This is a genomic window from Phenylobacterium sp., assembly GCF_041919955.1.
GTDB lineage: Bacteria > Pseudomonadota > Alphaproteobacteria > Caulobacterales > Caulobacteraceae > Phenylobacterium.
Map to the genome: position 1 here is coordinate 1 of NZ_JAYRSU010000024.1, position 26734 is coordinate 26734.

Sequence of the window (26734 nt, forward strand, 5' to 3'; positions counted from 1 at the left end):
CGCGACGATCTCTTCCGGCTTGTGACGCTTCCTTGCCATCTCTCGTTCCATCCAAATGGTCCTCGGACCAACATAAGGGATGGATCACTTCCTGGGGCGCAGACCACCATGATCCTAAGCTAATAAGCGTTTGCAATGCCCTTTCCTATATGGGCGTTGGTAGAACTCTATTCTATGAAATAGTAAAATCCGGCGACATAAGCCCGGTAAAGATCGGGCGTCGCACCTTCGTTGTTAAAAGCGAACTGGACGCTTGGATCGCCAACCTCCCGCGCATTGGAGGCAAGGCATGACCGGCTCTCAGCTTTCAAAGATGCGCATTATCCCCGAATACGATCCCGAGGTTTTATGCCCAAAGTTTGAAACCCACGCCTATACGGAAAGAAAGGAAAAGGAGTTAGCGCTAGCTATTGATAGAGTTATTAGAAAAGGTAGCAACTTACTTCCATATGAAACGCTATATAGGTTCCGCCAAAATCTATCTAATAACATAGACAATGAGCGATATTTGCTAGATTTGGCAAATATGCCGCTTTCGTCATGGGTGCAGAAGCGCGAGATAAGGCGTGTTATTATTAGCAATACCACCGCCTTTGTGGATAAAACACCTTACGAACGCTTACGATTTCTAACCAGTTTGGATTACAAACTAATCGTTCCAATCGAAGAGATTCATAAGTTCGATATAAGGAAAGCGAATAAACGCTTTCAAAAGGCGATCATAAAACGCCTAAGCCGAATACCAAATTGGCGTGGATTCCTATTTGCATTCTGGGAATCCGAAGGCGAGCCCAATAGGATGCAATCCCAATTTCATTCACACATCGTCGCGTCGGATGATGTATTAGATGTTACCAAAGCTTACTTAAAAGAACTTCTCGCGAAAAGCCGCGATAACTGCGATACGATAAAAAGCCACGGAAAATCTAAGGTTTTGACCGGCAAAAGCGCAGCGGAAATAGCCAGTGTTTTTGGATACTGCACAAAAACTGAGATTAAGGCCAAAGCCATATCCCTTCCTGGTAAAAACGGGAAAACCATTCGCGCCAGGAAAAAGCATTACATGAAAGATGATATGCTAGTAGCGATGTGGAGCTATTTTAACGATAAAACGATAAGCGATGTTATTACGCTTATAGGAGTAAGACCAACTAAGAGTGGTTTTAAATATACGAGGGGTGGGGTATGAGTCTAGGGGGTGTATTATCTTATATTATATATATACATACTTACACCCCCTATCCCTTATCTATTCTATAGGTGTTATATTACATTGTTCCCCTTCCTGAGGCTCATTAGCCTTGGGAGGGGAGGTGCAATAGGCTGCCCAATCAGCCATCAGGCTAATCCGTTTTTCCAATAGGTCGCCCCGGCGATAAGCGGCTTCGACCTTGTTACTAACCGAATGCGCCAAAGCCATTTCGGCTATCTCGGGGTTATGATTGGTGCATTCCGACGCCCAATCGCGAAACGTAGATCGAAAGCCATGCGTCGTTAGATCGGCGCGTTTCATTCGTTTCAGGGTGGCTAACATAGCCATGTTTGAAAGCGGCTTACCCGGTTTAACACCGGGAAAAACATAAGGGCTTTCGTTAGTTAGCTTATAGCTAGAACTTACTAATTCTAAGATTGCGATAGCCGGTTCGGATAAGGGAACGCGGTGAGGCCGTTTAGCCTTCATTCTTTCTGCAGGGATTTCCCACAGCCGATTAGTAAGATCGAATTCGCTCCATTTGGCGCCTAATGTTTCGCCGCTTCGAATGGTATTTAATATCGTAAATTCCAGCGCCTTCGCTGCAATCCCTGGCTCCAAACGGAGCTTGGTCATAAACGCCGGTATGTCCTGATAAGGCAAAGCCGCATGGTGCTTTACCTTGGCTATCCGCGAGCGTGGCGGCAGATGGTGCGATAGCACGCCTTGCCAACGAGCCGGGTTATCCTCCGACCTTAGTTTTCTAGCTGCCGCCCAACCTAGAATGGATTCTATCCGCCCCCTTAAACGGCTCGCAGTTTCGTTTTTCGCGACCCATAAACGGGCAGGGTTATTAGGCTCGCCGACGTTCTGTTCGAGCACCTGAATTACTAAGCCCGTATCGATAGCCGCGACGGGTAATGCGCCTATGATCGGATAAACGTAGGTCGTTAGGGTGCTAACACCCTGTCGCGCGACCGGGCCAAGGACATGGCGACCGACTACGAGCAGATCGACCCGGCGCAGGACTACGCCGAACGGCGCGGCATCACGTTCCGCGCCCGCGTCGCCGAGATCATGCGCAAGCTCGTGCCCGAACGGGTGCGCGATGCCGTTGACGGGATGCTCGACAGGGCGCGCCAGTCCGGCGACGGTGCGCCTGGCCCCGACGCGGCGAGCCAGCCGGGACGGGAGAAGGCCGGGAAGCCCGCGCCGGAGCGGCAGGTGGAGGACGATCCGGAGGCGGCGTTGCGCCGCGCCCGTGGCCGCGCCTTCGTGCGCCATGCCCGCGCCGTGGATACGGTCTTCAAGGCGCAGGAACAGGGTGGCAAGGCCAGCCCGCAGATGGTGCAGGAACTGCATGAAGCCCGTGCCGGATTTGACGATCTCCGCCCTCACGGTTCGCGCGACGCTGAGGCCGTCTATAAACGGAATCCCGAATTTGCCGCCGAGGTTGCTTCGGGGGATCGTGACCGCGCCTTGCCCGCAAGGCGCGCCCTGCAACTGGAAACCGAAATGCGCACCGATCCGCAGCGCCGCGCGGATCGCTTTGTGGAACGCTGGCAGGAACTCAAGGATTCCGGCGAGCGCCAGTATGAGGCGGGCAACGTCTCCGGTTACAAGGCCACCAAATCCGTCATGGGCGACATGGCAAAGAGCCTCGAACGCGATCCGCAATTGGAATCCCTGCTCGCCAACCGCAAACGCGAACTCGGCATCTCGTTCGACTCAGGCCGCAGCCTTGGCCGGGAACTTGCCTTCACCCACGGCATCGACCTCGGCAGGGGCCGGGGTCTCGGGCTGTAGAACCATCTTGGTTGCTGCTTGCGATGAAGACATGCAACATGAAGTGACGATCTCGGAGAGGGTGGATGCTCAAATATACTGAGGAAGAAAGGCAAGCGGTTATCGACTATTACCTTGGTCAGTCGCCTGAAGGAACCGAGGTAAAGTTTGCACAGAAGGTTTACGCAGAATCAGTGATTGGGCATACGCACGCAGTCTGGGACGTTCACGCGAGCGACGGCCGATGGTGGGTCATAACGAATCCAACCAATTTGTATTCGCAGGACCAGTTCCCGAATATGGACTTGGCGATCACGTTTCACATGGGGCTCTGTCTGCGGATACCCCGCAACGACATTAAGCAAACAGATGTGGAGAGCGTGCGCCCTTTCACCGATGTCCTTCAATCCATTGCGGATTGTGAGGCGGCGCTAGGTCAGGCGAACGATGCCGGAGCGTTCAGGGCCATCGGCGTCCGATGCCGTGAAAACCTCCTCGCTTTCGTTCACGCTACACAGGATGCTTGCGAGTGGCCGGAACAAGACAGGCCCCAACGCTCAAACTTCAAGGCTTGGGTCGATTGGATATTCGACACGTTTCTTGGCGGTGCAGACAATCGTGAGCGGCGGCGGCTCATCAAGACGACAATGAAAGAGGCGTGGGACTATGTGAACTGGCTGACGCATTCTCAGTCAGGAAAGTGGATGGATGCCGAGATTGCGACAAACGCGGTATCTCACGCAATCGGTATAGCGACGTCGATCTGTGTGCGGCATCTGCGCGGTGTGCCGGACCAATGCCCAGCCTGCGAGTCCCACCGTCTCTTTCCCGAAGAGGGTATGAATCCAGAGCACCCCGAGGTGATCTTCGAGCGGCCGGTGTGCTCGGAGTGTGGATGGGCTGGCGAGCCCGTGCCTGTAGGCGAGAGGACGGAAGAGGAGATGGCGCAGTTCATCACCCGTGAGGGCGAAACATCGAATGAATGTGGGATTATGCAGACGCCACTCATGGAGATTATGGGTAGGCGGGGAAAATAGGCACTGCGTTTAGAAAACCACATGTTTCTGTGGGTCTCGCTCGTGTCCTCCCGAATCGGTCGCAGACTCGCCTTTACCTACGTTAAGAATCGTCACGAGGGCGGGAAGGTAAAATCTAGAACCATCCTATTTACCGCCGTTTATACGCCACACTACTACTGGTAAATATCTCTTGCACAACGATAAATCGTTGCTCTGTCTGGTCTCTGCAATCGTCAGAAACGACCAGCAGGAAGCAACGCAGCCATGCGTCAACCAGATCGTATCGTTCGCCTGAAGACCGTCCTTGCCCGCACCGGCCTGTCCCGGTCCACCATCTATCGCAAGATCGCCGAAGGCACCTTTCCGGCCCAGATCAAGATCAGCACCAACGGGGCGGGATGGAAGGAATCCGACATCAATCGTTGGATCGCAAACCCTGCCGGGTGGAGGCAATACAACGAATTTGACTTCCTCAATGACTATTGACCGCAGGGACGACAAGAAGCCGGAGACGGCATCCCGTTCCCGGCGCACCAAACGACCGCCTACCGCGTCGGAGCAGCTTGAGGAATTGCTGGGCTACCCTTGGCCGATTCCCGGCAGGCCGCCCAAGCATGACCTCCGCACATGGACCGTCACCGACGATTGGCCCGACCCGGTTCCGGTTACGGAAGCCGAGATCGAGGTGTTTGAGCGATGGTTCGGCGATCTGTTCGATGAACTGTTTGGCTCATCCGATCCTTGATAAACCCGGCAATATGCCGTATATAACCAAGGAAAGGAGTTCAGCCATGCCCAGACCCGCAAGCGAAGTGGAAACCGCCCGCCTTGAGGCGCGCGTTCCCGTCCATGTCTATGAGCAGATGCAACGCGCGGCCAAGCTGCGCGGCATGACGCTGACCGGCTATCTCATCGCCACGGCAGGCGAGGATGCCCGCCGCACGGTCGAGGACGCCGACGTGCTGCGTCTGGCGACCGAGGATCAGGTGCGCTTTGCGAAGGCGCTGATTGATCCGCCCGCGCCCAACGCCCGTCTCGCCCGCGCCGCCAAGCGTCATGCCGACCTGATCGCGCCCCGGTGAGTGCAAGGTTCGCGATAGAGGCGCTGACCAAGGCCCACCAGCGCAAGACGTTCTCGTGCGGCAACGAGCGGATAGACCGCTATTTCCGCGAGACGGTCACGCAGGACGTAAAGCGCCGATACGCGACCTGCTTTGTCGCCCGTGATCTTGAGACAGACCGGATAGCGGGTTTCTACACGCTGTCATCGAGCAACGTGCCGCTGACCGCCGTGCCCGAGCCGCTGGCGAGTCGGTTGCCTCGCTATCCGACCGTTCCGGCCGTGTTGATCGGTTGGCTTGGCCGCGATCAGTCCTATGCCGGGCTTGGACTCGGCGAGGCGCTTCTGTTCGACGCGATCAAGACCGTGGCCGAAGCGCCGATAGGCGCTCACGCTATATTCGCCGACGCCATCGACGGGAAGGCCGCAGCCTTCTACGCGGCCTTCGGCTTCACGCCGCTGACTGACCGGCCCAATACCCTGTATCTGCCTGTTGCGACCGCACAGCGCCTTTTGTCGGGAGAAGCCCCATGACAACTTCGAGCAATGGCGAATCTCAGCATCGGGTGATGCAGCGCGCCGCCCTTTACCTGCGCGTCTCGACGGCGCGGCAGGCCGAGCATGACGTTTCCATTCCCGACCAGAAACGGCAGGGCGAAGCCTATTGCGAGGCGCGCAACCTGCAACTGGTCGAGACCTTCATCGAACCCGGTGCATCGGCCACCAACGACCGCCGCCCCGAGTTCCAGCGCATGATCGAAGCGGGCACCAGCAAGCCCGCGCCGTTCGACGTGGTGGTGGTCCACTCGTTCAGTCGGTTCTTCCGCGACCACTTCGAGCTTGAGTTCTATGTCCGCAAGCTGGCGAAGAATGGCGTGAAGCTGGTTTCGATCACACAGGAAATGGGGGATGACCCCATGCACGTCATGATGCGGCAGATCATGGCGCTGTTCGATGAATACCAGTCGAAGGAAAACGCCAAGCACGTCATGCGGGCTTTGAAAGAGAACGCCCGGCAAGGCTTCTGGAATGGCTCGCTTCCTCCTATCGGCTATCGCACCGTCGCCGCCGAGCAGCGCGGAGCCAAGACCAAGAAGAAGCTGGAGATCGACCCCCTCCACGCTGACACCGTGCGGCTGATCTATCGTCTTGCGCTCGAAGGCGACGGCACCACCGGCCAGATGGGCGTCAAGAACATTGTCTCCTACCTCAACAGCCGTCGCATCTTCACCCGCGACGGCGGACGCTGGGGCATCGGTCAGGTTCACCGCATCCTTACCCGCCGCACCTACATGGGCGAACACGAGTTCAACAAGCGCAGCAAGACCAAGGAATTGAAGCCGGTCAGCGAGATCGTGACGGTTCCGGTCCCGCCGATCATTGACAAAGAGACGTTCGATGCGGTTCAGAAGCTGCTCAAGGCCCGCAATCCCAAGGTCATTCCCGCCCGCGTCATCAGCGGCCCGACCATGCTCACCGGCCTGATCCATTGCGCCAAGTGCGGTGGGGCCATGACCATCCGCACAGGCAAGGGCGGGCGCTATCGCTACTACGCCTGCTCGATGAAAGCGCGGCAGGGGCCGACCGCCTGCGAGGGCATGGCCGTGCCGATGGAAAAGCTGGACGATCTGGTCGCCGACCACCTTGAGGGCCAGCTACTCCAACCCGAGCGGCTGGAAACCGTCCTTGCCGCCGCGCTCGACCGCAGGGAGGAACATTCAGAGCGCCGCCGCGAGCATATCGCCGAGTTGAACAAGCGCGCCACCGAATCCGAACTGCGCCTCAAGCGGCTCTACGACGCCATCGAGGCAGGTGTGGCCGATCTGGACGACCCGGCGCTCAAGGACCGCATCGACGGCCTCAAGGTGATCCGCGATCAGGCCAAGGTCGATGCTGACCGCGCGCAGGCTATGCTTCAAAACTCGCGGCAGAAGGCCGTCACACCGCAGATGCTGCGCAAGTTCGCGACGACCGCCCGCGACCGTATCCGGCTGGAAGGTGGCGGCTACCGCCGCGACCATCTTCGCGCGCTCGCCCAGCGTGTCGAGGTCGCCGAGGGCGAGGTTCGCATCATGGGATCGAAGTCCCGGCTGCTACAGACGCTTGTGGCGGGAAGTGGCGTAAACTCAGTGCCCACTCAGGGACTGAAGTGGCGGAGAGGGTGGGATTCGAACCCACGGTACCCGTCAAGGTACGCCGCATTTCGAGTGCGGTGCTTTCGACCACTCAGCCACCTCTCCGGAGACGTCTTTCGGGTCTCCCGAAGAAGGAGCCCGCTGAGCGCGAGGCGCGGAACCTACTCATCCGGCCACGTTAGATCAAGCGGGTGTTTTGCGATCTTTCAACGCGGGTAGAGGACCATCTGCGTGCAGCGGAACAGGGCGATCGCCTTTCCGGTCGCCGCATGGGTCGCCGTGGCGTCCCAGACCTGGGTCATGCGCCCGCCGTGGACGAGTTTCGCTTCGCACAGCACCGTCTCGCCGATCCTGGCGGTGCCGAGGAAATTGCTCTTCAGCTCGATGGTGGTGAAGCCGGCCGCGCCCTGTGGCAACGAGATCCGACAACCGTAGCCGGCGGCCGAGTCCAGCAGGGCGATGACGCTGGCTGCGTGCATGAAGCCGTTGGGCGCCATGTGCTTCTGGGACACCGTCACCTGGCTGCGCAGATAGCCCTCGCGCGCCTCGAGCACCTCAAGCTCCAGTTCGCCCGGCAGGAAGCCCTGCTGCATGGCGTTGAGGCCGGCCGGGGTCGCGTCGGCGGGATCGGGAAAGATGTCGGCCATGGGAAGGCTCCTTCACTGCGTCCGCCGCAGATGCGGCGGCGCCGTCGGGGAAATCAACGGCGGCGCCGATATCGCGGCGCTCCGCGTGAGTTCAGCTCACTCGTCGGCGGGGAGGACCGCAACCCCGTCCTCGTCGGCGAAAAGCAGGTCGCCCGGCACGAAGACGACACCGCCGAACGCGACCGGCGTGTCGACCACGCCCTCGCCGCGCTTGACGCTGCGCATCGGGTTGGTCCCCACCGCCTTGATCCCGATGTCGAGCGTGCCCAGCACGACGGCGTCGCGCACAGCGCCGAACACGACGATTCCGGCCCAGCCGTTCCTCACCCCGTCGGCGGCCAGCATGTCGCCGACCAGCGCCCGGTGCAGCGAGCCGCCGCCGTCGACCACCAGCACGCAGCCCTCGCCGGGCTCGGCCAGGGTCGCCTTCACCAGCGAATTGTCCTCGTGGCAGCGCACGGTGCGGATCGGGCCGGCGAAGGCGGTCTTGCCGCCGAAGTCGCGGAACTGGGTCTCGCAGACCTCGATGGCCCCCTCATGTTCGTCGCAGAGGTCGGCGACGGAGATCTGGCTCATGCGGTCGCCTTTCCTTTGTAGCCGTCGCGCAGGTCGCGCTTCAGCACCTTGCCGATGTGGCTGCGCGGCAGATGGTCGACCATCAGCAGGTCGGCCAGCCGCTGGGTCTTGCCGAGCTTGTCGTTGACCCAGCCGCGCAGGGCTTCGGCCTCGACGTCCTGGCCCGGCTTCAGCGCCACGAAGGCGACCGGCGTCTCGCCCCACTTGTCGGAGGGCACGCCCACGACCGCGGCCTCCAGCACCGCGGGATGGGTGACGATCTCGGCCTCCAGGTCGGACGGATAGATGTTGAAGCCGCCCGAGATGATCATGTCCTTCTTGCGGTCCATGAGCGTCAGGAAGCCGTCCTCGTCGAAGCGGCCGACGTCGCCGGTGCGGATGTAGCGCAGGCCCTCGGGGCTGTACCACTCGGCTTCTGAGGTCTTGCCCGGCTGGTTGTGGTAGCCGACCATCATCGCGCCCGAGCGGCCGACCACCTCGCCGATCTCGCCCTGCGGCACCTCGACCCCGTCCTCGCCGATCAGGCGGATGTCGTGGCCGGGCAGCGGCTTGCCGACTGTGTGCAGCTTGTCCGGATGCTCATGGGCCACAAGGCCGCAGGAGCCGCCGCCCTCGGTCATTCCATAGTATTCGATCAGCCCGCCCGGCCAGCGCTTCAGCACGTCGGCCTTGATCTCGGGCGAGAACGGCGCGCTGGTCGAGAACTTCATCTTGAAGCTCGACAGGTCGTAGCTGTCGAAGTCGGGCCGCTCCATGATCCGGCGATACTGCACCGGCACCAGCATGGCGTGGGTCACACGGTGCTTTTCCGACAGCTTCAGGAACTGCTCGGCGTCGAACTTCGGCATCATCACCACCGTGCCGCCGTTCGAGATGGTCGGCAGGTAGGAGACCAGCGTGGTGTTCGAATAGAGCGGCGTCGACAGCATGGTCACCGCGTCGGCCGGATAGACGCCGCGGCGGATCTGGCCCCAGCGCATGCGGTGCGGCTGGACGATGCCCTTCGGCGCGCCGGTCGTGCCGGACGAATAGATGATGTTGAAGCCCTGGTCGGGATCGACCTCGACCGGTTCGGGCTTCACGCCCTTGGGCGCCAGCCAGTCCTCGAACGGAACCCCGGCGTCCGAGCCGTCGAGCGAGACCCGCTTGGCGGTGATCTGCGAGGCGACACCCTCGAGCTGCTTCGAGACGCCGGCGTCAAGGAAGAAAACCTTCGCCCCGGAGTCGTTCAGCATCATCACCAGGCTTTCCGGGGTCGAGGACGGCGCGAGCGGCGCGACGATCGCCCCCGCCCGCAGGACGCCGAAGAAGGTCGCCCCGTATTCGACGCTGCTGGTGGCGCAGACCGCGGCCACCTCGGCCTTGCCGACCCCGTCGCGCTGCAGCGCCACGGCGATGCGGTCCATCAGTTCGTCGAGCTCGGCATAGGAGATGGTTCGCTTGGCGTCGATGAGCGCCGGCTTGTCCCGCAGGTCCTTGGCCTGTTCGCGGATCACGTCGGCCAGGGTTCCGAATTCCTGGGTGAGCAGTTCTTCCGCGGACATGGCCTTCTCCCTCTCAAACACTTGTACGAACCCTAAAGCCCGAAACCGCGCCGGCCGCAATCGCCGCTTGCCATCTGCGGCTTCCCAAAGGGAAACTGCCCGCGCCCGCCACCGCATTTTCGGCGCGGCGTCCATTCATCGAAGGGCCGTCAGAGCTCACGCCATTTCCCAGGGACCGGAAACCCATGTCCGAAGAGATGATCTCGCTCGGCGCGAAGCTCAAACAGCTCGCCGAGTTGAAGCCCCACGCCCCCGCCGTGACCTGCGGCGCGACGACCCTGACCTACGAGCAGTTCCACCGCCTCTCGAACCGCGCTGCGCGCGGCCTGGCGGCCAAGGGGGTGAAGTTCGGCGACCTGGTCACGCTGGGCCTGCCCAACTCCACCGATTTCGCCGTGGCCTGCTGGGCGATCTGGAAGCTGGGCGCAACGCCTCAGCCGGTGTCCTTCCGCCTGCCCAAGGGCGAGTTGGAGGCGATCATGGAGCTGGCGAATACGCCGGTGGTGATCGCCCAGTTCGAGCACGAGATCGATCGGCCGCTGCTGTCGGTTCCCGACCTGTTGGCCCTGTCGGACGACGACAGTGACCTGCCCGACCTCACCGCCCCGGTCTCCAAGGCCCCGACCAGCGGCGGCTCGACCGGACGCCCCAAGCTGATCCTGTCGGGCCAGCCGGGCGAGACGGCCAGGGAAACGCCCGAGGTCGGCGGCTGGCGGCTGAAGCCGGGCAGCGTCGCCCTGCTGCCGGCCCCGCTCTATCACAACGCCGGCTTCGGCATGATGATGTCGGCCTTCAGCGTCGGCTGTCACATGGTGCTGATGCCGCGCTTCGACGCCGAGGCCGTCCTCGCCGAGATCGAGCGCAACCGCGCCACCTGGGTCTACCTGGTCCCGACCATGATGAACCGCATCTGGCATCTGCCGCAGGAGGTCCGCGCCAAATACGACCTCTCGTCGCTGGAGACCCTCTGGCACCTGGCCGCGCCCTGCCCGGCCTGGCTGAAGGAGGCCTTCATCCACTGGGTCGGCCCCGAGACGGTGATGGAGCTCTACGCCGGCACCGAGGCCCAGGCGGTCACCACCATTTCCGGCGCGGAATGGCTGGAGCACCGCGGCTCGGTCGGCAAGGTCACAGTCGGCGAGATGGTCGCGGTCGGGGACGACGGATCGTTCCTGGCCCCGCGCGAAGTGGGCGAGATCTACATGCGCCGTCCCGAAGGCGCGCCGCCCTCCTACAAGTACGTCGGGGCCACGGCCAAGGTGCTGCCCGGCGGTTGGGAGAGCCTGGGCGACATCGGCTGGTTCGACGAGGACGGTTATCTCTACCTGGCCGACCGGCGCACCGACATGATCCTGGTCGGCGGCTCCAACGTCTATCCGGCCGAGATCGAGGCGGCGCTGGAGGAGCATCCGGACGTGCAGTCCTGCGCGGTAATCGGCATCCCCGACGACGACCTGGGCAATCGCATCCACGCCATCGTCCAGACCAAGGGCTCGCGCGACGAGGCCTCGCTGCGCGCGCACCTGGCCGGCCAGCTCGTCACCTACAAGCAGCCGCGGACCTACGAGTTCGTCGACGAGCCCCTGCGCGACGACGCTGGCAAGGTCCGCCGCACCGCCCTGCGCGACGAGCGGATCGCGGCGATGAAACAGCCGGCCTAGGGGCGCTCCTGAGTGTCCTCCCGGAAGCCGCGCAGCGGCTGTCCGGGATCCAGGAACACCCGATCGTGTAGCCAGGGGCGCTGCCTCATCCCACCCTGCAACGCGGCGCGAATGGGTCCCGGTCTTGCTTCGCAAACCGGGAGGACACCTTGCGGGATCAACGGTTGCCGCACATGCTGCACCGCGATAAGCCAGACGCATTGTTCAAAGATAATTTCCGGGGAAACGCATGAGTATAAAAGGCAAGGCCTACATCATGGGGGCGTACGAGCATCCGCTCCGCGACGCGCCCGACAAGACCACGGCCCAGCTCCACGCCGAATGCGCCAAGGGCGCTCTGGAGGATGCGGGCCTCTCCAAGGACGACATCGACGGCTATTTCTGCGCCGGCGACGCCCCCGGCTTCGGCGCCATGTCGATGATCGACTACATGGGACTGCGCAACGTCCGCCACATGGACTCCACCGAGACCGGCGGCTCGTCCTACCTGCTGCACGTCGGCCACGCCGCCCAGGCGATCGCCGAGGGCAAGTGCAAGATCGCCCTGGTCACCCTGGCCGGGCGTCCGCGCCAGACCAAGTTCGGCGGCGGCGGCGGAGCCCGTCCCGGCCAGCTCAGCGACGGCCCGCCCGAGGCCGGCTTCGAGAACATCTACGGCGGCACCACCCACAACACCTACGGCATGTGCGCCATGCGCCACATGTACGAATACGGCACCACCAGCGAACAGCTGGCCTGGATCAAGGTCGCCGCCAGCCACCACGCCCAGTACAACGAACACGCCTTCCTGAAGGACGTGGTGACCGTCGAGCAGGTGGTGAACTCCAAGATGATCGCCGACCCGCTGCACCTGCTGGACTGCTGCGTGGTCACCGACGGCGGCGGCGCGCTGATCGTCACCAGTCCGGAGGTCGCCAAGAGCCTGAAGCGCCCCAAGGTGAAGATCATGGGCGCGGGCGAGTCGCCCAAGGGCCCCCAAGGCGGCAAGAGCCTCGACCTCACCCATTCGGGCGCGGTCTGGTCCGGCCCGATCGCCTTCGGCGAGGCCGGCGTCACCCCGGCCGACATCAAGTACGCCTCGATCTACGACAGCTTCACCATCACAGTGCTCATGCAGCTCGAGGACCTGGGCTTCTGCAAGAAGGGCGAGGGCGGCAAGTTCGTCGCCGACGGCAACCTGATCTCGGGCGTCGGCAAGCTGCCTTTCAACACGGACGGCGGCGGCCTGTGCAACAACCATCCGACCAACCGCGGCGGCATCACCAAGGTGATCGAGGCGGTGCGCCAGCTTCGCGGCGAAGCGCATCCGAAGGTGCAGGTGCAAAACTGCGACATCGCGCTCGCCCACGGCACCGGCGGCTCGCTGGGCACGCGCCATGGCGCGGCGACCCTGATCATGGAACGGGAGGCCTAAATCATGAGCGACGTTCAAGCCGAGGTCATGACCCGCGACATCCCCGTCCCGGCCGTCACCGTCGAGACCAAACCGTTCTGGGACGCGGCCGCCGAGGGCCGGTTCCTCATCAAGCGCTGCACCGGCTGCGGCCAGGCGCACTGGTATCCGCGCGCGCTGTGCCCCTTCTGCTTCTCGGACAAAACCGTCTGGGAAGAGAGCCCCGGCGAAGGGGTGATCTACAGCTACAGCATCATGCGCCGCTCGCCGACCGGCCCCTATGGCATCGGCTATGTCACCCTCGACGAAGGTCCGGCGGTGTTCACCAACTTCCTCGGCGTGGCGCCCGAGGCGCTCTCCATCGGCCAGCGGGTCAAGGTGCGCTTCCAGCCCACCGAAGGCGGCCCGCCGGTCCCGGCGTTCGCGCCGGTCTAGGGGGCTTGCCCCACCCTCCCCCTCGTGGGGAGGGTGAATCGCCGCAGAGCGGCGAGACGGGTAGGGTTTTCTGACTCAACAGCCCCCACCCTGACCGCTTCGCGACCCGTCCCTCCCCATAAAGGGGAGGGAAAAGTCTTCAGCCGAGCCGCCCCGCCACCCCCTCCGCCTCGCGCGGGTGGCGCAGGCGATGCACCTCCAGATGCCCGAACCGCGGGTCGGCCACACGGCCCGCGTACTCGGCCCGCCGCCGGGCCCAGGTGTCCCAGGCCCAGCGGATCGGGTGCTCCTTGCTGAGCCACATGCGCCAGTCCTCGCGGTTGCCGGTGCCGGGCCACAGTTCGGTGCGGTCGAAAGCGCCGACGATCGAGCGGCGGATCACACGCGGCATGATCACGCTGCGCTCATAGTCCAGCCAGACGAGGTGGGTGGCCCGGCGCCAGACCAGGTCGCGGACCTTGCCGTAATTGCCGTCGCTGACCCAGGCGTCCTGGTTCAGCGCCGCCTTCACCCGGCTGACGAACTCGTCAGGATCGTGGGAGTTGAGGTCCTTCCAGCCGGCTTGCCAGTTGATCGCATCGAGTTCGACATGCGGCAGGCCAAGGCTCGTCGCCAGCCGCCGGGCCAGGGTCGACTTGCCAGATCCCGAACTTCCGACCACCGCGATCCGCATCAGGCCTCCTGCGATACCTCCGCCAGCACCTCGTCCGTGTGCTCGCCCAGCCGCGGCGGATGCCTGCGGATGTTCGACGGCGTGCCGGTGAACTTCACCGGCGGCTTCATCGCCAAATAGGTCCCGGCGTCCGGGATCTCGAAGCGCTGGAAGAACTCCACCGCCTTCAGATGCGGATCGTCCGGCAGGTCGTCCAGCCGGTTGGTCCGGGTCACCGGGATCGACAGCGGCTTCAGCAGCTCCAGCCATTCGTCCGTGGTCTTGGTCACGGTCACCGTCTCGACCAGGGCGTAGAGCTCATGGATGTGGCGGCCGCGCTCCAGGCCCTGGAACCGCGGATCCTTGCCGAAGGTCTCGCCCCAGCCGGCGACATCGAAGAAAACGTCCCACTGCTTGTCGGTATAGGGCAGCAGGCCGATGTAGCCGTCCTTGGTCGGGAAGGGCTTGCGGTGCGGATTGACAACCCGCTGATAGCCCCATTGGCCGGTCGGCGGATCGAAGCTGTGGTCGTAGAGGTGCTCGACCAGGTTGAAGCTGGTCACGCATTCCAGCATCGGCACCTCGATGAACTGGCCCTCCCCTGTCCGCTCGCGGCTGAGCAGGCCCGCGGTGATCGCCTGACACATGAAGAGGCCCGAGACTTTGTCGGCCACCAGGCTGGGTAGAATGCGCGGCGTCGGGTTTCCGTCGGTGCGCGGCAGCACGTCGGCCAGGCCCGATGCCGACTGGATCAGGTCGTCATAGGCCGGCTCGCCCGCATAGGGGCCTTCCGAGCCGTAGCCGGCGGCGTGGACATAGACGATGTCGGGCTTAAGGGCCTTCACGTCCTCGTAGGCCAGGCCCAGACGTTTCAGCCCGTCGTAGCGGATCGAGGTGGCGAAGACGTCGCTCTCCTTGATCAGCGCTTCCAGCGCCTGGCGCGCCTTGGCGTCCTTCATGTCCAGGACCACCGAGCGCTTGTTGCGATTGATGGCGAGAAAAATGGGGCCGAGGTCGCGCGGCCAGCCCTGGGGCGTGTGGCCCGGCCAGCGCATGATGTCGCCGCCCGCGCCGCGCCCCGAGCCCGGATCCTCGATCTTGATCACGTCGGCGCCCTGGTCGGCCAGCATCTGGGTGGCGTAGGCGCCGAATACGACACTGGTCAGGTCGAGGATCCGCACGCCCTTGAGCGGACCGGTCGCCTCGGCGGCGAGCTGCTTGGTTTCCGACACCCTGGGCTCCCTTGCGTCCTATGCCTTTCCCGCGACCTAAGCGGCGCGCACGAGCCCTGGCAATGGCGCCCTCACGTCAGCTAGATTTCCGCATATGCGGAAAACTCAGCGAGCGCTCGACACATGACGGCCTCTGCAGTGAAATCGGCTCAACGGGTCTTCGAGATACTCGAGTATTTCGACAGGGCTCGACGGCCTCTTTCACTAAAGGACATCTGCGAACACCTTTCATATCCGGTATCCAGCGGCGCGATGGTGCTGAAAAGCCTCGTCGTCCTGGGCTATCTTCAGTACGACCGACGCACCCGCACCTATCTTCCGACGATGCGCATCGCGGTGCTTGGAAACTGGGTGCCCAAGACCCTGTTCGGCGAGATGAACATCCTGCCAATCATGGAGGCGCTGCGGGATGAGACCGGCGAGACCATCGTGCTGGGCGCCCAGAGCGACCTCTACGCCCACTACGTCCACGTCGTGCACGCCCAGGAGCCGCTGCACTACGCGCCCTCGCCCGGGACCATCCGGCCGCTGGCGCGCAGCGGGATCGGTCAGCTGCTGCTGAGCGGCCTGCCGCGGCGCGATGTCGAGCTGCTGGTCCGGCGGATCAACATCGCCGACCCGGAGCACCGGATCGACATCGACAGCCTGGGGCAGGACCTCGCCCAGATCCGCCGCCAGGGCTTCGTCTTCTCGCGCAGCCTGTTCACGCAGGGAGTCGGGATGGTGGCGATGCTGCTGCCCCAGGCGCCGTTCGGACGCCGCTTCGCGCTGGGCCTGGCCGGTTCCGTCGATCGGCTGGACCGGGAGCTGGATGATCATCTTCGGCGCTTGCGCGCCGCCACGGAAACCATGGCCTGAAGTAGGCCCAACGAGGGGAAACGAGCCATGGACTTCGCGCTCTCAGACGAGCACCGGATGCTGAAGGAGCTGGTCGCCCGCTTCGTGCAGGACGAGCTGATGCCGCTCGAGGCCGGAGTGCTGGCCCGCGAGGCGGCCGGCGGGGGCCTGACCATCGGCCCGAAAGAGAACCAGCGCCTGGACGAGGTCTCCAAGTCGCTCGGCCTCTGGGGGCTGGACGCGCCCGAGGACGTCGGCGGCGTCGACCTGCCGGCGGTGGCGATGGTCGGGGTCAACGAGGAGCTGGGCAAGACCATCACCCCCTACACCCTGCCGCCGGACTCGCCGAACCTGCGGATGCTGGCGGCGACGGTGAACGAGCGGCAGCGCGAGGCGTACCTCGCCCCCTATGTCCGCGGCGAGACGGTAAGCGCCATCGGCATCTCCGAGCCGGGGGCGGGCGCCGATCCCGCCGGAATGATCACCCGGGCGGTGCGCGACGGCGAGGACTGGGTCATCGACGGCCGGAAGATCTGGATCAGCCGGGCCGAGGAAGCCGACTTCACCATTCTGATGGCGGTGACCGACAAGGAGAAGGGTTCGCGCGGCGGCATCTCGGCCTTTCTGGTCGACAAGGGAACGCCCGGCTTCAACGTCCTGCGCCGCATTCCGATGATCGGAGGCCAGGCGACCTATGAGGTGGCGCTGGAGGGTTGCCGGGTCGAGGGCTGGAAGCTGCTGGGTCAGGAGGGGAACGGCTTCGGGCCCATGCAGCTGCGCCTCGGAACGCGGCGGATCGAGATGGCCTCCTGGTCGATCGGCATGGCCCAGCGGGCGCTGGACATGATCTGCGAGTACGCGCCCCAGCGTAAGACCTTTGGCCTGCCGCTTTCAGAACGCCAGGCGATCCAGTGGTGGGTGGCGGACGCCGCCACCCGCATCCACGCCGCGCGGCTTATGACCTATGACTGCGCCTGGAAGCTGGACCAGGGTCGTGACGTGCGGGTTGAGATATCGATGATCAAGGCCTACGCCACCGAGATGGCCTGGGAGGTTGTCGACCGCGCCATGCAGACCTTCGGCGCCATGGGCATGACCAAGGAGCTGCCCCTGCAGCTCATGGCCAGTCGCCTGCGCACCATGCGAATCTACGACGGCCCCACCGAAGTCCACAAATGGGTGGTGGCCCGCAACCTGATGGGATCGAGACGATGAAGACGGCTTATGGCGACCACCTGACCGTGAGCACCGAGGGCCATGTAGCCACGGTGACCATCGACCGCCCGCCGAACAACCACGTCTCGGTCGACCTGATGCGCGACCTGGCCGACGCCCTGGAAACGATCGATCGCGACAACAACATCCGCGCCGTCGTCCTGGCCTCGGCCGGCAAGGCGTTCTGCGCCGGCGCCGACCTGGTCTCGCCGACCGGGATCGGCGGCACAGGCATGAGCGGCATCGACAGCCTTTACGACCAGGCCGTCCGCCTGTTCTCCGTCGAGACGCCGATCGTGGCGGCGGTGCAAGGCGCGGCGGTCGGGGCGGGCCTTGGCCTCGCCCTCGTCGCCGACTTCCGCGTCGTCGCACCCGAGGCGCGGTTCAGCGCCAATTTCGTCAAGCTCGGCTTCCATCCGGGCTTCGGCCTGACCCACACCCTGCCGCGGCTGGTGGGCGAACAGCGCGCCAACCTGATGTTCCTCACCGGCAGGCGCATCAAGGGCGAGGAAGCGTTGGCATGGGGCCTGGCAGACGAACTTGTCCCGCTCGACCGCCTGACGCCCACCGCCCAGGCCCTGGCCGCCGAGATCGCCGAGAACGCCCCGCTGGCCGTGGTCGCGACCCGCAAGACCCTGCGCGGCGACCTTGCCGCTGCGGTTCGCGCGCAAACCAATCACGAGCACGCCCAGCAGACCATCCTGCGCGCCACCGAAGACTTCGCGGAGGGCGTCCGCGCGGTGCAGGAACGCCGCGCCGGAGTGTTCAAGGGGCGCTAACGCGGATCACCATCTGAAAGGCGGGGTTTGACGCCCCGCCTTTTTTCTGCGCTTATATTCATCCAAATGGGTGAATAATGCAGATCGACGACGCACTTCAGGCCATGGCCGATCCGACCCGCCGCGCGATCCTGGCGCGGCTGGCCCTGGGCGAGGCGCGCGTCACGGACCTGGCCGCGCCGTTCGACATCTCGCTGAACTCGGTCTCCAAGCACATCCGCGTACTGGAGCGGGCCGACCTCGTGCGCCGCCGCAGGGCCGGGCGCGAGCACCTGCTGTCGTTCAATCCCCAGGCCATGGACGCCGCCTGGGCGTGGATGGAACAGCAGCGGGCGCTGTGGAACCGCAGCCTCGCCGCCCTGGACGCCCTTCTACTGGAAGAGGATCGCATGCGATGAAGACGCTCAACCGCCAAGCCCTGCCGCTTCCGCCGCAGGCCGCCGTCGAGGCCTGGTTCGCGCCGCAGACCATGCCGGCGCTGGGTCTCAAGGCCGCGGAGGTCGATCCGCGCCAGGGCGGAGCCTTTGCCTTCCACACCCGCCAGGGGCACGTCACCAGCGCCCCCGCCGGCGTGCTGGCGGCCCGCTCATGAGCGCCCCCGCCGTCGTCGTCGTCCGCCGGCGCTTCGCCGCCTCGCCCGAGCGCGTCTTCGACGCCTGGCTGGATTCGGAGCGCGTCGCGAGGTTCCTGTTCGCGACCCCGACCGGCCAGATCGTCCGCGTCGAGATCGACGCGCGGGTCGGCGGTCGTTTCCTGATCGTCGACCGGCGGCCCGACGTCGGCGAGGCCGAGCACTACGGCCGCTATGTCGAGATCGACCGGCCGCGGCGGCTGGTCTTCGATTTCGCGGTCGACCAGCACATGAAGGAAACCACCCGGGTGACGATCGAGATCACGCCTCACGGGAGCGGGTGTGAGCTGGTTCTCACGCACGAGGGCGTGCCGTCGGACTACGCCGAACGCACCAAGGGCGGTTGGACGATGATCGTGGAGGGCCTGGAGGGCGCCCTCTAGGCCGCCTTGCCCAACTGCGACGCGGCTCGCGCCAAGTCGGTGATCCGGTCCCACTCTCCGGCGCGGATCGCATCGGCCGGCGCGACCCAACTGCCACCCACGCAGATCACGTTCGGCAGGGCCAGGTAGTCGGGGGCGTTCTTCACGTCGACGCCGCCGGTCGGGCAGAAGGTCGCCTGGGGGAACGGGCTCGAAAACGCCTTCAGAGCGCCGACGCCGCCGACCACGTTGGCCGGGAACAGCTTGAAGTGCGTGAAGCCGGCCCGCAGGCCGCGCATCAGCTCGGTGGCGGTGGCCACGCCCGGCAACAGCGGGGTAGGACCGTCCACGCCCTCACCCTCGATCAGGCCAGGGCTGACCGCGAACTTCGCGCCGGCGTCGGCGACCGCCTGGCGGGCCGAGGCGGTGATGACGGTCCCGGCGCCGACCACCGCGCCCTCGACCTCGCCGGCGATGCGGCGGATGCAGTCCAGCGCGACCGGGGTGCGCAGGGTCACCTCCAGGGCGTAAAGCCCGCCGGCGACCAGGGCGCGGGCCAGCGGCACGGCGTGCGCCTCGTCCTCGATGATCAGCACCGGGACGACGGGGGCGAGCTTCAGGATCTCGGCGAGGGTCACAGCAGGCTTCCTTCCATTTGCTCCAGCACCCGCGCCGCGCCCACCAGGGCCGCATAGGGATGCACGATCAGCGAGGTCGGGATCTCGCGCGTGTAGTCCGAGAGTCGGCCCTTGTCCTCGAAGCGGCGGCGGAAGCCGCCGGAGGCGAGGCGATCGGCCATGCGCGGGGCGATGCCCCCGGAGACATAGACCCCACCGCGGGCGCCGCAGATCAGGGCGATGTCGCCGGCGGTCGAGCCGAGGATCTCGCAGAACCGTTCCAGGGTCTCGTCGGCGAGCAGGTCGCCGCCCTGCTGGCCGGCCGCCAGCACCTCCTTTTCGTCCTTCAGGTCCGCCGCCACCCCGCGCACGTCGGCCAGGCCCCGATAGAGCGCATAGAGGCCCGGTCCCGACAGCAGGCGCTCGATGGAGACCCGGCCGTGGGTGCGGCGCAGCGAGGCCCAGATCGCCGCTTCGACGCCGTCATAGGGCGCGAAGCCCGCATGGCCGCCCTCGCTCGGCACTGTGATGTCGCCGCGGTCGGTGCGCACCACCATCGAGACGCCGAAGCCGGTTCCCGCGCCCAGCACAAGGATCGGCGCGCCTTGGGCGCCGCGGATCTGCGGGCCGATCACCCGCAGGTCGTCGGCGTCCAGCACCGGCGCGGCCAGGGCCTGGGCCGCGAAGTCGTTGATCAGCCGCGCGCCGTGGAACTCGAACGCGCCGATCAGCTCGGCCTCGGAGATGCGCCAGTCGAGATTGGTGAACTCGATCTCGCCGTCGACCACGGGGCCGGCGACCGCGATCGCCGCCGACTGCAGCCGCTGGCGGCCGACCGTAGTCTCGAGATATTCGCCGATCACCTCGGTCAGCGAGCCGAACTCTGCGGCGGGATAGGTCTTAGGATTGCGGATGCGGCCGGTGGAATCGACCACCGCCAGACGGGCGTTGGTGCCCCCGACATCGCCTACCAGGCCGGTATAGACCGTCTTCACGCAGCATCTCCGAATAGCGCGCCGCCGCCCTGCTCGGCCGGCGCCGCCGCCCGGCGCATCCAGCCGAACAGTTCGCGCCCATAGCCGAAGCCGGGCTGCACGACCCGCGCCTTCTCCCGTCCCGCGAACTCCCCCGCGTCGGCGAGGATTTGCAGCGAACCGGCATGGGCGTCCAGCCGGATCATGTCGCCGTCGCGCACCTGCGACAGCGGACCGCCGTGCGCGGCCTCGGGGCTGACGTGGATGGCCGCAGGCACCTTGCCGGACGCGCCGCTCATTCGCCCGTCGGTGACCAGGGCGACCTTGAAGCCCTTGTCCTGCAGCACGCCCAGCACGGGGGTCAGGCTGTGCAGCTCGGGCATGCCGTTGGCGCTCGGGCCCTGGAAGCGGACCACGGCCACGAAGTCGCGGTTCAGTTCCCCGCGCTTGTGGGCCTCCAGCAGCTCGTCCTGGTCCTCGAACACCAGGGCGGGCGCTTCGACCACCAGGTTCGCCTCCTTGACCGCCGAGGTCTTGATGACCGCGCGGCCCAGGGCTCCGGTCAGCAATCGCATGCCGCCCTCCGGCTGGAAGGGATCGTCGGCGGGCCGCAGGATGTCGCGGTTCAGCGACTCCGCCGTCCCTTCGCGCCAGACCAGCTTGCCGTCCTGCAGGAACGGTTCCTGCTGGTAGCGGCGCAGCCCGCCACCGGCCACCGTCGTGACGTCCTCGTGCGCCAGGCCCGCGTCCAACAGTTGGCGCACGACGAAGGCCATGCCGCCGGCGGCATGGAAGGCGTTCACGTCCTCCGATCCGTTCGGATAGACCCGCGCCAGCAGCGGCGTGACCTTCGACAGCTCGTCGAAGTCCTGCCAGTCGATGACAATCCCCGCCGCCCGCGCCATGGCGACCAGGTGCAGGGTGTGGTTGGTCGATCCGCCCGTGGCCAACAGGCCGGCGATGGCGTTGACGATAGCCTTCTCGTCCACCACCCGGGCCATCGGCGTGTAGTCGTTGCCCTGGTGGCCGATCTCGACCGCACGCTTGGGGGCCGCCGCCACCAGGGCGTCGCGCAGCGGCGTGTTCGGATGCACGAAGGCCGAGCCCGGCAGGTGCAGGCCCATCATCTCCATCATCATCTGGTTGGAGTTGGCGGTGCCGTAGAAGGTGCAGGTGCCCGGGCCGTGATAGGACTTCATCTCGCTGTCGAGCAGCTCGTCGCGGGTGGCCTTGCCCTCGGCGAACAGGCCGCGCACGCGGGCCTTCTCGGCGTTCGACAGGCCCGAGGTCATCGGCCCGCCGGGCACGAAGATCACCGGCAGATGGCCGAACGACAGCGCGCCGATGGTCAGGCCCGGGACGATCTTGTCGCAGATGCCCAGCATCAGGGCGGCGTCGAAGGCGTCGTGAGTCAGGGCCACGGCCGTGGCCATGGCGATCACGTCGCGCGAGAACAGCGACAGCTCCATGCCCGGGCGGCCTTGCGTGACGCCGTCGCACATGGCCGGCACGCCGCCTGCGTACTGGGCGGTGGCGCCTACCTCTTCCGCCGCGGCCTTGATGATGGCCGGAAAGCGCTCCAACGGCTGGTGGGCCGAGAGCATGTCGTTATAGGCCGAGACGATGGCCACGTTCGGGGCGCTGGGATTGCGCATGCGCTGCTTGGTCCCGTCGGACTCCGCGGCGAAGGCATGGGCCCAGTTGGCGCAGGACAGCTTGGCGCGCCCCGGCCCGTCGTGGCGGGCGGCGTCCATCCGGGCCAGGTAGTCGGCGCGGCTCTCGCGGCTACGCTCGACGATACGCGCGGTGACCGCGGCTGTGACGGGGTGCAAGGGCATGTTCCAACTCCGACTACGGGGTCCAGAGAATCCGCACGGGGGCTTTGGCCTGATCCAGCAACGCGTGCACGGGCAGGCCGCTCCCCCCTTCGACGATGTGTTTCTTCTTCTCCCCCGAGATCAGGACGAGGATCAGCCGCGCTTGCAGGAGAGCGGGCATGGTCATCGTCACCCGGGCGATCGGCGGCGAACCGACGCCTGCGGGTATCCCGAGGCAGAATCGAGTCCCGGCCGGATCCATGCCCAGATCCAGAACCGGACTGCCGGGGATGAGCGAAGCGACGTGTCCGTCCTCCCCCATGCCCAGCAGCATGACGTCATAGGGCGCCAGGGCCCGAACCCCAACCTCCACCTTTTCGGCCGCCGCCTCGACGTTCTCCGCGGCCGTGCTGATCGGGGTGAAGACGGCCTTTGCCGCGGCGTCCGTCAGCAGCCGCTCGCGCACCAGCCGCTCGTTCGAGTCGGGCGATGAGATAGGCACGAACCGATCGTCCGACAGCGTCACACCGACCCTGGCCCAATCGACGTCCCGGGCCTGGGCCAGCAGGTCGTAGACGGGGGCTGGCGAGCGGCCGCCCGTACCGACCAGGCTCGCCGCGCCGCGTTCTGCAAGGGCCGACTTCAGGGCGGCGATCACCGCCTGGGCGGCGGCCTGAGCGAGGTCTGCGGACGTGGCGTAGGTTTCGATCATGCCACGCCCATAGCCCACCCGCGCGACGAACGCGCGTCCTCTTTGACCGGCAGGCGCCGGAAAAGACTCACGTTCGCGGAACCCGAACCGCCGCTCGGGTGCTTCTCCAACGGCCGCGCCTCCGGGTCGCAGGAGCCGGGCCGCAGCACGCCAGACAACACGGAGGTCGCGCCATGAGGATCGCCCAGGTTCCGCCGCTCTATGAGGCCGTGCCGCCGCGCTTCTATGGAGGAACCGAACGGGTCGTCTCGCACCTGACCGACGCCCTGGTCGAGCTTGGCCACGACGTAACCCTGTTCGCCAGCGCAGAGGCCGGGACCAAGGCCGAACTGGTCAAGGTGCGTGATCAGGCCATTCGCCTCGACCCCGCGCCGCTGAAGTCGGACCTGGCCGCCCACATGTCGATGCTGTGGGACGTGCGCCGCCGCGCGCACGAGTTCGACGTCATCCACTTCCACACCGACATGATCCATTTCCCGTTTTTCGAGGACATGGCCAGCCGCACCCTGACGACGCTGCACGGCCGCCTGGACCTCAAGGACCTGCCAGGCGTCTACTGGCGCTGGAAGCAATTCCCGCTGGTCTCGATTTCCGACTCCCAGCGCCGGCCGCTGGCGTTCGCCAACTGGGCCGGCACCGTGCACCATGGCATGCAGGCCGAGCTCTATCGTCCCAGCTACCAGCCCGGCGGCTATCTCGCCTTCCTCGGCCGCATCTCGCCGGAGAAGCGCCCCGACCGCGCCATCGCCATCGCCAAGCGGCTGGGCGCGCCGCTTAAGATCGCCGCCAAGGTCGATCCGGCCGATGTCCGCTACTTCCAGGAGAAGATCGAGCCGCTGATCATCGGACAGAAGCTGATCGAGTTCGTCGGTGAGATCGGCGATGACGCCAAGTCCGATTTCCTGGGCGGCGCCAGCGCCCTGCTCTTCCCCATCGACTGGCCCGAACCGTTCGGCCTGGTGATGATCGAGGCCATGGCCTGCGGCACGCCGGTGATCGCCTATGGCTGCGGCTCGGCGCCCGAGGTGGTCGAGGACGGCCTCACCGGCTTCGTGGTCCATGACGAGGACGAGGCCGTCGCCGCCCTGGGGCGCGTGGGCGACTTGAACCGGCGGGAGGTTCGGCGCAGATTCGAACAGCGGTTCTCGGCGCAAGTGATGGCGCAGAGCTATCTCGACCTCTATGCCGGCCTGGCGCCGGGCCGCGCGGAGCGTGGCGTGTCTCTGGCCGCCAGCGCCTGAGGAACGAGGCGATGGACGATCTCGCGCCGGCCCCCGACGCGCCGGTCGAAACGGGCGAGACGGGTGAACCGAGGGTCCCCCACCGGCTGTTCGCCCTGAAGGACAAGGACACCTTCGTGGTGGCCGACGCCTTCGGCGACATCCTGGGCGTGGGCGACGGCCTGTTCCACAACGACACCCGCATCCTGTCGCGTTTCCGTGTGCTGTTGGGCGGCCGCCCGCCCTCGCTGCTGTCGGCGGCCATCGCCCAGGACAACGTGTTCTTTACCTCGCACGGCGCCAACCAGGCCCTGCCCTATCCCGGCGGCCCGGTCGGCCCGCCCGGCGTGCTGCACGTCGAGCGCAAGCGGTTCCTGTGGGAGGAGCGGCTCTACGAGCGCATCGCCTGCGTGAACTACAGCCGCGACGTGGTGCTGATCCCGCTCTCGGTCGAGTTCGGCGCCGACTTCCGCGACATGTTTGAGGTGCGCGGCATGCACCGCGAGCGGCGCGGCCTAGTCTATCCGCCGCAGATCGGCGAGCGCGGCGTGCGGCTCGCCTATCAAGGACTCGACGAGGTCGAGCGCTCGAGCGTCATCTCGTTCTCGGACCCGCCGGGGCGCATGGGCGGCTCACGCGCCGACTACATGTATTCGCTCCAGCCCGAGGGCCGGCTGGAACTATATATCGAAGTCGGCGAGCACGACGGCGTCGTTCCCAGCCGCGAGCGGTTCCGCGCCGCCGCGGCCCGCGCCCGCTGGGACATGCGCGCCCGCCGCCGGCACGGGGCCCGAATGAAGACATCGGGCCGGCTGTTCAACGAATGGCTTGAAAAGTCGCGCTCGGACCTGGCCTTGCTGACCACGCGCATGGAGACGGGCCCCTATCCCTATGCGGGCATTCCCTGGTTCTCCACCGCCTTCGGGCGCGACGCCATCATCACGGCCTGGCAGATCCTCTGGTTCGAACCGTCTCTGGCCCGCGGCGTTCTGACCTATCTGGCCGCCCACCAGGCCGAGGAACGCTCAGCCTTCCGCGACTCGGCGCCGGGCAAGATCATGCATGAGACCCGCAAGGGCGAGATGGCCGCCTTGGGCGAGGTTCCCTTCGCCCGCTACTACGGCGGCGTCGACACCACGCCGCTGTTCGTCGCCCTGGCCGGCGCCTATGTCGAGCGCACACGCGACATGGGCCTGATCGACGACCTGTGGCCAGCCCTGACGCGCGCCATCCGCTGGATCGACCAGTTCGGCGACTCGGACGGCGACGGCCTGATCGACTATCAGCGCGGCAAGGACTCCGGCCTCGCAAACCAGGGCTGGAAGGACAGCGAAGACAGCGTCTTCCACGCCGACGGCCGTTTTCCCAACGGCCCGATCGCCCTCGTCGAGGTTCAGGGCTACGCCTTCTCGGCCTACCGGGCGATGGCCAATCTCGCCCACCAGCGCGGCGACCAGGACAACGCCGCCCGTTGGGCGGCGCGGGCCGAACAGATCCGCGAGGCGGTCGAGCGACGGTTCTGGATGCCCGAACACGACTTCTACGGCATCGCCATCGACGGTGCGGGCGAGCTCTGCCGCGTGCTGACCAGCAATCCCGGCCACCTGCTGTTCTCGGGCCTGCCGGCTCCGGACCGGGCGCGCAAGGTGGCCGACCGGCTGATGTCGGCCGCCTTCGACTCCGGCTGGGGCGTGCGTACGCTGGCGACCGGCGAGGCTCGTTTCAACCCGATGAGCTACCATAACGGCTCGATCTGGCCGCACGACACGGCGATCTGCGCCATGGGCCTGTCACGCTACGGCGAGCGCGAGGGCGTGGTCAGCATGACCGCCAACCTGTTCGAGACCGCCAACACCTTCGAGATGCGCCTGCCCGAGCTGTTCTGCGGTTTCCCGCGCATGGCCGGCGAGCCGCCCGTCGCCTACCCCGTCGCCTGCCTGCCGCAGGCCTGGGCCGCAGGCTCGGTGTTCATGATGCTGCAGGCGTGCCTGGGCCTGACCGTCGACGGCTGGAATCGCGAGGTCCGCGTCGCCGACCCGCGCCTGCCGATCGGCATCGATCGCCTGGAGATCGACGGTCTGCGCATGGGTGACGAAAAGGTCGACCTGCTGTTCGAGCGCACCGGCCGGCGCATCGACGTCCAGGGCCGCAGCCGCACCGGCGTACAGGTCAAGGTGCGCTAGGCGCGGGCCCGGGCTTCTCCGACCCCGCCGCCTTCTCCCGCGCCCTCAAGCGCTGG

30 protein-coding genes, 1 tRNA gene and 1 pseudogene are annotated in these 26734 nt (G+C 65.6%); 20 read left to right on the plus strand and 12 right to left on the minus strand.

The annotated features are described in order from the left end of the window. The first annotated feature begins 32 nt into the window (after window positions 1-32). Both ACE3T2_RS17560 and ACE3T2_RS17565 read left to right on the plus strand, forming a co-directional pair. Complete coding sequence (locus tag ACE3T2_RS17560; RefSeq protein WP_374659822.1) at window positions 33-293, plus strand: helix-turn-helix transcriptional regulator; 261 nt, start codon at window positions 33-35, stop codon at window positions 291-293. Further along, window positions 290-1189: a hypothetical protein gene (locus tag ACE3T2_RS17565; protein WP_374659708.1), complete on the plus strand. Its 900-nt coding sequence runs from the start codon at window positions 290-292 to the stop codon at window positions 1187-1189. The genes ACE3T2_RS17560 and ACE3T2_RS17565 overlap by 4 nt, the downstream gene beginning before the upstream one ends. Window positions 1190-1249: 60 nt before the next feature. Here ACE3T2_RS17565 and ACE3T2_RS17570 read toward each other — a convergent pair whose 3' ends face one another. Further along, entirely contained in the window at window positions 1250-2302 is a 1053-nt protein-coding gene (locus ACE3T2_RS17570) for a tyrosine-type recombinase/integrase (RefSeq protein ID WP_374659824.1), read from the minus strand. Here ACE3T2_RS17570 and ACE3T2_RS17575 point away from each other — a divergent pair. The 7 genes and pseudogenes from ACE3T2_RS17575 to ACE3T2_RS17605 form a co-directional block, all read left to right on the plus strand. Further along, a complete protein-coding gene (locus tag ACE3T2_RS17575) occupies window positions 2183-2998 on the plus strand; it encodes a hypothetical protein (protein ID WP_374659832.1) in 816 nt (271 codons plus the stop codon). The two genes, ACE3T2_RS17570 and ACE3T2_RS17575, sit on opposite strands and share 120 nt — an antisense overlap. Before the next feature lie 65 nt (window positions 2999-3063). Next, entirely contained in the window at window positions 3064-4014 is a 951-nt protein-coding gene (locus tag ACE3T2_RS17580; RefSeq protein WP_374659710.1) for a hypothetical protein, read from the plus strand. A gap of 246 nt (window positions 4015-4260) precedes the next feature. After that, complete coding sequence (locus tag ACE3T2_RS17585) at window positions 4261-4482, plus strand: helix-turn-helix transcriptional regulator (protein WP_374659712.1); 222 nt, start codon at window positions 4261-4263, stop codon at window positions 4480-4482. Continuing rightward, window positions 4472-4741 carry a hypothetical protein gene (locus ACE3T2_RS17590; RefSeq protein ID WP_374659714.1) on the plus strand — a complete coding sequence of 90 codons (270 nt, stop codon included), beginning with the start codon at window positions 4472-4474 and terminating at the stop codon, window positions 4739-4741. Before ACE3T2_RS17585 ends, ACE3T2_RS17590 begins: the two co-directional genes overlap by 11 nt. Before the next feature lie 46 nt (window positions 4742-4787). After that, window positions 4788-5078 (plus strand): DUF1778 domain-containing protein, encoded by a 291-nt coding sequence (locus tag ACE3T2_RS17595; protein WP_374659716.1) that lies wholly within the window; start codon window positions 4788-4790, stop codon window positions 5076-5078. Then, window positions 5075-5590, plus strand: a complete 516-nt coding sequence (locus ACE3T2_RS17600) for a GNAT family N-acetyltransferase (RefSeq protein ID WP_292963463.1) — start codon at window positions 5075-5077, stop codon at window positions 5588-5590. Before ACE3T2_RS17595 ends, ACE3T2_RS17600 begins: the two co-directional genes overlap by 4 nt. 35 nt (window positions 5591-5625) lie before the next feature. After that, a pseudogene (locus ACE3T2_RS17605) lies at window positions 5626-6642 on the plus strand (recombinase family protein); the annotation flags it as partial. A gap of 132 nt (window positions 6643-6774) precedes the next feature. Here the strand turns inward: ACE3T2_RS17605 and ACE3T2_RS17610 are convergent. The 5 genes from ACE3T2_RS17610 to ACE3T2_RS17630 all read right to left on the minus strand — a co-directional run bounded on the left by ACE3T2_RS17610 (window position 6775) and on the right by ACE3T2_RS17630 (window position 9958). Beyond that, window positions 6775-7077, minus strand: coding sequence for a hypothetical protein (locus tag ACE3T2_RS17610; protein WP_374659718.1), 303 nt, complete (start codon window positions 7075-7077; stop codon window positions 6775-6777). Window positions 7078-7206: 129 nt separating this feature from the next. Continuing rightward, a tRNA-Ser gene (locus tag ACE3T2_RS17615) sits at window positions 7207-7296 on the minus strand. Window positions 7297-7397: 101 nt separating this feature from the next. After that, complete coding sequence (locus ACE3T2_RS17620; RefSeq protein WP_374659720.1) at window positions 7398-7838, minus strand: PaaI family thioesterase; 441 nt, start codon at window positions 7836-7838, stop codon at window positions 7398-7400. Between the two features lie 96 nt (window positions 7839-7934). Beyond that, window positions 7935-8414 carry a ribonuclease E activity regulator RraA gene (gene rraA / locus ACE3T2_RS17625; protein ID WP_374659722.1) on the minus strand — a complete coding sequence of 160 codons (480 nt, stop codon included), beginning with the start codon at window positions 8412-8414 and terminating at the stop codon, window positions 7935-7937. Next, window positions 8411-9958 (minus strand): class I adenylate-forming enzyme family protein, encoded by a 1548-nt coding sequence (locus ACE3T2_RS17630; RefSeq protein WP_374659724.1) that lies wholly within the window; start codon window positions 9956-9958, stop codon window positions 8411-8413. Before ACE3T2_RS17630 ends, rraA begins: the two co-directional genes overlap by 4 nt. 185 nt (window positions 9959-10143) lie before the next feature. Here ACE3T2_RS17630 and ACE3T2_RS17635 point away from each other — a divergent pair, with 185 nt between their 5' ends. The 3 genes from ACE3T2_RS17635 to ACE3T2_RS17645 all read left to right on the plus strand — a co-directional run bounded on the left by ACE3T2_RS17635 (window position 10144) and on the right by ACE3T2_RS17645 (window position 13447). Further along, on the plus strand, window positions 10144-11619 hold the full coding sequence (locus ACE3T2_RS17635) for an AMP-binding protein (protein WP_374659726.1): 1476 nt from the start codon (window positions 10144-10146) through the stop codon (window positions 11617-11619). 229 nt (window positions 11620-11848) lie between these two features. Further along, window positions 11849-13033: a thiolase domain-containing protein gene (locus tag ACE3T2_RS17640; protein WP_374659728.1), complete on the plus strand. Its 1185-nt coding sequence runs from the start codon at window positions 11849-11851 to the stop codon at window positions 13031-13033. 3 nt (window positions 13034-13036) lie between these two features. Beyond that, a complete protein-coding gene (locus tag ACE3T2_RS17645; RefSeq protein WP_374659730.1) occupies window positions 13037-13447 on the plus strand; it encodes a Zn-ribbon domain-containing OB-fold protein in 411 nt (136 codons plus the stop codon). A gap of 139 nt (window positions 13448-13586) precedes the next feature. Here ACE3T2_RS17645 and ACE3T2_RS17650 read toward each other — a convergent pair whose 3' ends face one another. Both ACE3T2_RS17650 and ACE3T2_RS17655 read right to left on the minus strand, forming a co-directional pair. After that, entirely contained in the window at window positions 13587-14120 is a 534-nt protein-coding gene (locus ACE3T2_RS17650) for a hypothetical protein (RefSeq protein WP_374659732.1), read from the minus strand. Continuing rightward, window positions 14120-15331 (minus strand): CaiB/BaiF CoA transferase family protein, encoded by a 1212-nt coding sequence (locus ACE3T2_RS17655; protein WP_374659734.1) that lies wholly within the window; start codon window positions 15329-15331, stop codon window positions 14120-14122. The genes ACE3T2_RS17650 and ACE3T2_RS17655 overlap by 1 nt, the downstream gene beginning before the upstream one ends. A gap of 123 nt (window positions 15332-15454) precedes the next feature. On the opposite strand from ACE3T2_RS17655, the gene ACE3T2_RS17660 reads away from it, so the two are divergent. From ACE3T2_RS17660 to ACE3T2_RS17685, 6 genes are all read left to right on the plus strand, one after another. Next, entirely contained in the window at window positions 15455-16189 is a 735-nt protein-coding gene (locus ACE3T2_RS17660) for an IclR family transcriptional regulator (protein ID WP_374659736.1), read from the plus strand. A 27-nt stretch (window positions 16190-16216) separates the two neighbouring features. Beyond that, window positions 16217-17383 carry an acyl-CoA dehydrogenase family protein gene (locus tag ACE3T2_RS17665; protein WP_374659738.1) on the plus strand — a complete coding sequence of 389 codons (1167 nt, stop codon included), beginning with the start codon at window positions 16217-16219 and terminating at the stop codon, window positions 17381-17383. Further along, window positions 17380-18162, plus strand: coding sequence for an enoyl-CoA hydratase/isomerase family protein (locus tag ACE3T2_RS17670; protein ID WP_374659740.1), 783 nt, complete (start codon window positions 17380-17382; stop codon window positions 18160-18162). Before ACE3T2_RS17665 ends, ACE3T2_RS17670 begins: the two co-directional genes overlap by 4 nt. 77 nt (window positions 18163-18239) lie before the next feature. Then, the gene (locus tag ACE3T2_RS17675; RefSeq protein ID WP_374659742.1) at window positions 18240-18560 is read left to right on the plus strand and encodes an ArsR/SmtB family transcription factor; all 321 of its coding nucleotides are present in this window, start codon (window positions 18240-18242) and stop codon (window positions 18558-18560) included. After that, window positions 18557-18754: a hypothetical protein gene (locus tag ACE3T2_RS17680; protein ID WP_374659744.1), complete on the plus strand. Its 198-nt coding sequence runs from the start codon at window positions 18557-18559 to the stop codon at window positions 18752-18754. Before ACE3T2_RS17675 ends, ACE3T2_RS17680 begins: the two co-directional genes overlap by 4 nt. Beyond that, window positions 18751-19176 (plus strand): SRPBCC domain-containing protein, encoded by a 426-nt coding sequence (locus ACE3T2_RS17685; protein WP_374659746.1) that lies wholly within the window; start codon window positions 18751-18753, stop codon window positions 19174-19176. The genes ACE3T2_RS17680 and ACE3T2_RS17685 overlap by 4 nt, the downstream gene beginning before the upstream one ends. On the opposite strand, the gene eda is transcribed toward ACE3T2_RS17685, so the two are convergent. From eda to pgl, 4 genes are read right to left on the minus strand one after another with little or no spacing between them, the layout of a single operon-like run. Next, complete coding sequence (gene eda / locus ACE3T2_RS17690; RefSeq protein ID WP_374659748.1) at window positions 19173-19793, minus strand: bifunctional 4-hydroxy-2-oxoglutarate aldolase/2-dehydro-3-deoxy-phosphogluconate aldolase; 621 nt, start codon at window positions 19791-19793, stop codon at window positions 19173-19175. The two genes, ACE3T2_RS17685 and eda, sit on opposite strands and share 4 nt — an antisense overlap. Further along, window positions 19790-20767 carry a glucokinase gene (gene glk, locus ACE3T2_RS17695; protein WP_374659750.1) on the minus strand — a complete coding sequence of 326 codons (978 nt, stop codon included), beginning with the start codon at window positions 20765-20767 and terminating at the stop codon, window positions 19790-19792. The genes eda and glk overlap by 4 nt, the downstream gene beginning before the upstream one ends. Further along, the gene (gene edd, locus ACE3T2_RS17700; protein WP_374659826.1) at window positions 20764-22578 is read right to left on the minus strand and encodes a phosphogluconate dehydratase; all 1815 of its coding nucleotides are present in this window, start codon (window positions 22576-22578) and stop codon (window positions 20764-20766) included. Before edd ends, glk begins: the two co-directional genes overlap by 4 nt. A 19-nt stretch (window positions 22579-22597) precedes the next feature. Continuing rightward, window positions 22598-23275 (minus strand): 6-phosphogluconolactonase, encoded by a 678-nt coding sequence (pgl, locus tag ACE3T2_RS17705; protein ID WP_374659752.1) that lies wholly within the window; start codon window positions 23273-23275, stop codon window positions 22598-22600. A gap of 173 nt (window positions 23276-23448) precedes the next feature. Here pgl and ACE3T2_RS17710 point away from each other — a divergent pair, with 173 nt between their 5' ends. Next, window positions 23449-24516 (plus strand): glycosyltransferase family 4 protein, encoded by a 1068-nt coding sequence (locus ACE3T2_RS17710; protein WP_374659754.1) that lies wholly within the window; start codon window positions 23449-23451, stop codon window positions 24514-24516. Window positions 24517-24527: 11 nt separating this feature from the next. Beyond that, entirely contained in the window at window positions 24528-26678 is a 2151-nt protein-coding gene (locus ACE3T2_RS17715) for a glycogen debranching N-terminal domain-containing protein (RefSeq protein WP_374659756.1), read from the plus strand. Window positions 26679-26734: the final 56 nt, after the last annotated feature.

What these genes read in the sequence shown, in the direction of transcription:
- ACE3T2_RS17650 (WP_374659732.1), bottom strand. Translation starts at nt 14,120, where the DNA reads ATGCGGATCGCGGTGGTCGGAAGTTCGGGATCTGGCAAGTCGACCCTG.
- ACE3T2_RS17620 (WP_374659720.1), bottom strand. Translation starts at nt 7,838, where the DNA reads ATGGCCGACATCTTTCCCGATCCCGCCGACGCGACCCCGGCCGGCCTC.
- ACE3T2_RS17630 (WP_374659724.1), bottom strand. Translation starts at nt 9,958, where the DNA reads ATGTCCGCGGAAGAACTGCTCACCCAGGAATTCGGAACCCTGGCCGAC.
- ACE3T2_RS17580 (WP_374659710.1), top strand. Translation starts at nt 3,064, where the DNA reads ATGCTCAAATATACTGAGGAAGAAAGGCAAGCGGTTATCGACTATTAC.
- ACE3T2_RS17685 (WP_374659746.1), top strand. Translation starts at nt 18,751, where the DNA reads ATGAGCGCCCCCGCCGTCGTCGTCGTCCGCCGGCGCTTCGCCGCCTCG.
- ACE3T2_RS17590 (WP_374659714.1), top strand. Translation starts at nt 4,472, where the DNA reads ATGACTATTGACCGCAGGGACGACAAGAAGCCGGAGACGGCATCCCGT.
- ACE3T2_RS17715 (WP_374659756.1), top strand. Translation starts at nt 24,528, where the DNA reads ATGGACGATCTCGCGCCGGCCCCCGACGCGCCGGTCGAAACGGGCGAG.
- ACE3T2_RS17635 (WP_374659726.1), top strand. Translation starts at nt 10,144, where the DNA reads ATGTCCGAAGAGATGATCTCGCTCGGCGCGAAGCTCAAACAGCTCGCC.
- ACE3T2_RS17610 (WP_374659718.1), bottom strand. Translation starts at nt 7,077, where the DNA reads ATGGTCGCGGCGGTAGCCGCCACCTTCCAGCCGGATACGGTCGCGGGC.
- ACE3T2_RS17710 (WP_374659754.1), top strand. Translation starts at nt 23,449, where the DNA reads ATGAGGATCGCCCAGGTTCCGCCGCTCTATGAGGCCGTGCCGCCGCGC.
- ACE3T2_RS17640 (WP_374659728.1), top strand. Translation starts at nt 11,849, where the DNA reads ATGAGTATAAAAGGCAAGGCCTACATCATGGGGGCGTACGAGCATCCG.
- ACE3T2_RS17565 (WP_374659708.1), top strand. Translation starts at nt 290, where the DNA reads ATGACCGGCTCTCAGCTTTCAAAGATGCGCATTATCCCCGAATACGAT.
- ACE3T2_RS17575 (WP_374659832.1), top strand. Translation starts at nt 2,183, where the DNA reads ATGGCGACCGACTACGAGCAGATCGACCCGGCGCAGGACTACGCCGAA.
- ACE3T2_RS17670 (WP_374659740.1), top strand. Translation starts at nt 17,380, where the DNA reads ATGAAGACGGCTTATGGCGACCACCTGACCGTGAGCACCGAGGGCCAT.
- ACE3T2_RS17680 (WP_374659744.1), top strand. Translation starts at nt 18,557, where the DNA reads ATGAAGACGCTCAACCGCCAAGCCCTGCCGCTTCCGCCGCAGGCCGCC.
- ACE3T2_RS17675 (WP_374659742.1), top strand. Translation starts at nt 18,240, where the DNA reads ATGCAGATCGACGACGCACTTCAGGCCATGGCCGATCCGACCCGCCGC.
- ACE3T2_RS17665 (WP_374659738.1), top strand. Translation starts at nt 16,217, where the DNA reads ATGGACTTCGCGCTCTCAGACGAGCACCGGATGCTGAAGGAGCTGGTC.
- ACE3T2_RS17595 (WP_374659716.1), top strand. Translation starts at nt 4,788, where the DNA reads ATGCCCAGACCCGCAAGCGAAGTGGAAACCGCCCGCCTTGAGGCGCGC.
- pgl (WP_374659752.1), bottom strand. Translation starts at nt 23,275, where the DNA reads ATGATCGAAACCTACGCCACGTCCGCAGACCTCGCTCAGGCCGCCGCC.
- rraA (WP_374659722.1), bottom strand. Translation starts at nt 8,414, where the DNA reads ATGAGCCAGATCTCCGTCGCCGACCTCTGCGACGAACATGAGGGGGCC.
- ACE3T2_RS17660 (WP_374659736.1), top strand. Translation starts at nt 15,455, where the DNA reads ATGACGGCCTCTGCAGTGAAATCGGCTCAACGGGTCTTCGAGATACTC.
- ACE3T2_RS17645 (WP_374659730.1), top strand. Translation starts at nt 13,037, where the DNA reads ATGAGCGACGTTCAAGCCGAGGTCATGACCCGCGACATCCCCGTCCCG.
- ACE3T2_RS17585 (WP_374659712.1), top strand. Translation starts at nt 4,261, where the DNA reads ATGCGTCAACCAGATCGTATCGTTCGCCTGAAGACCGTCCTTGCCCGC.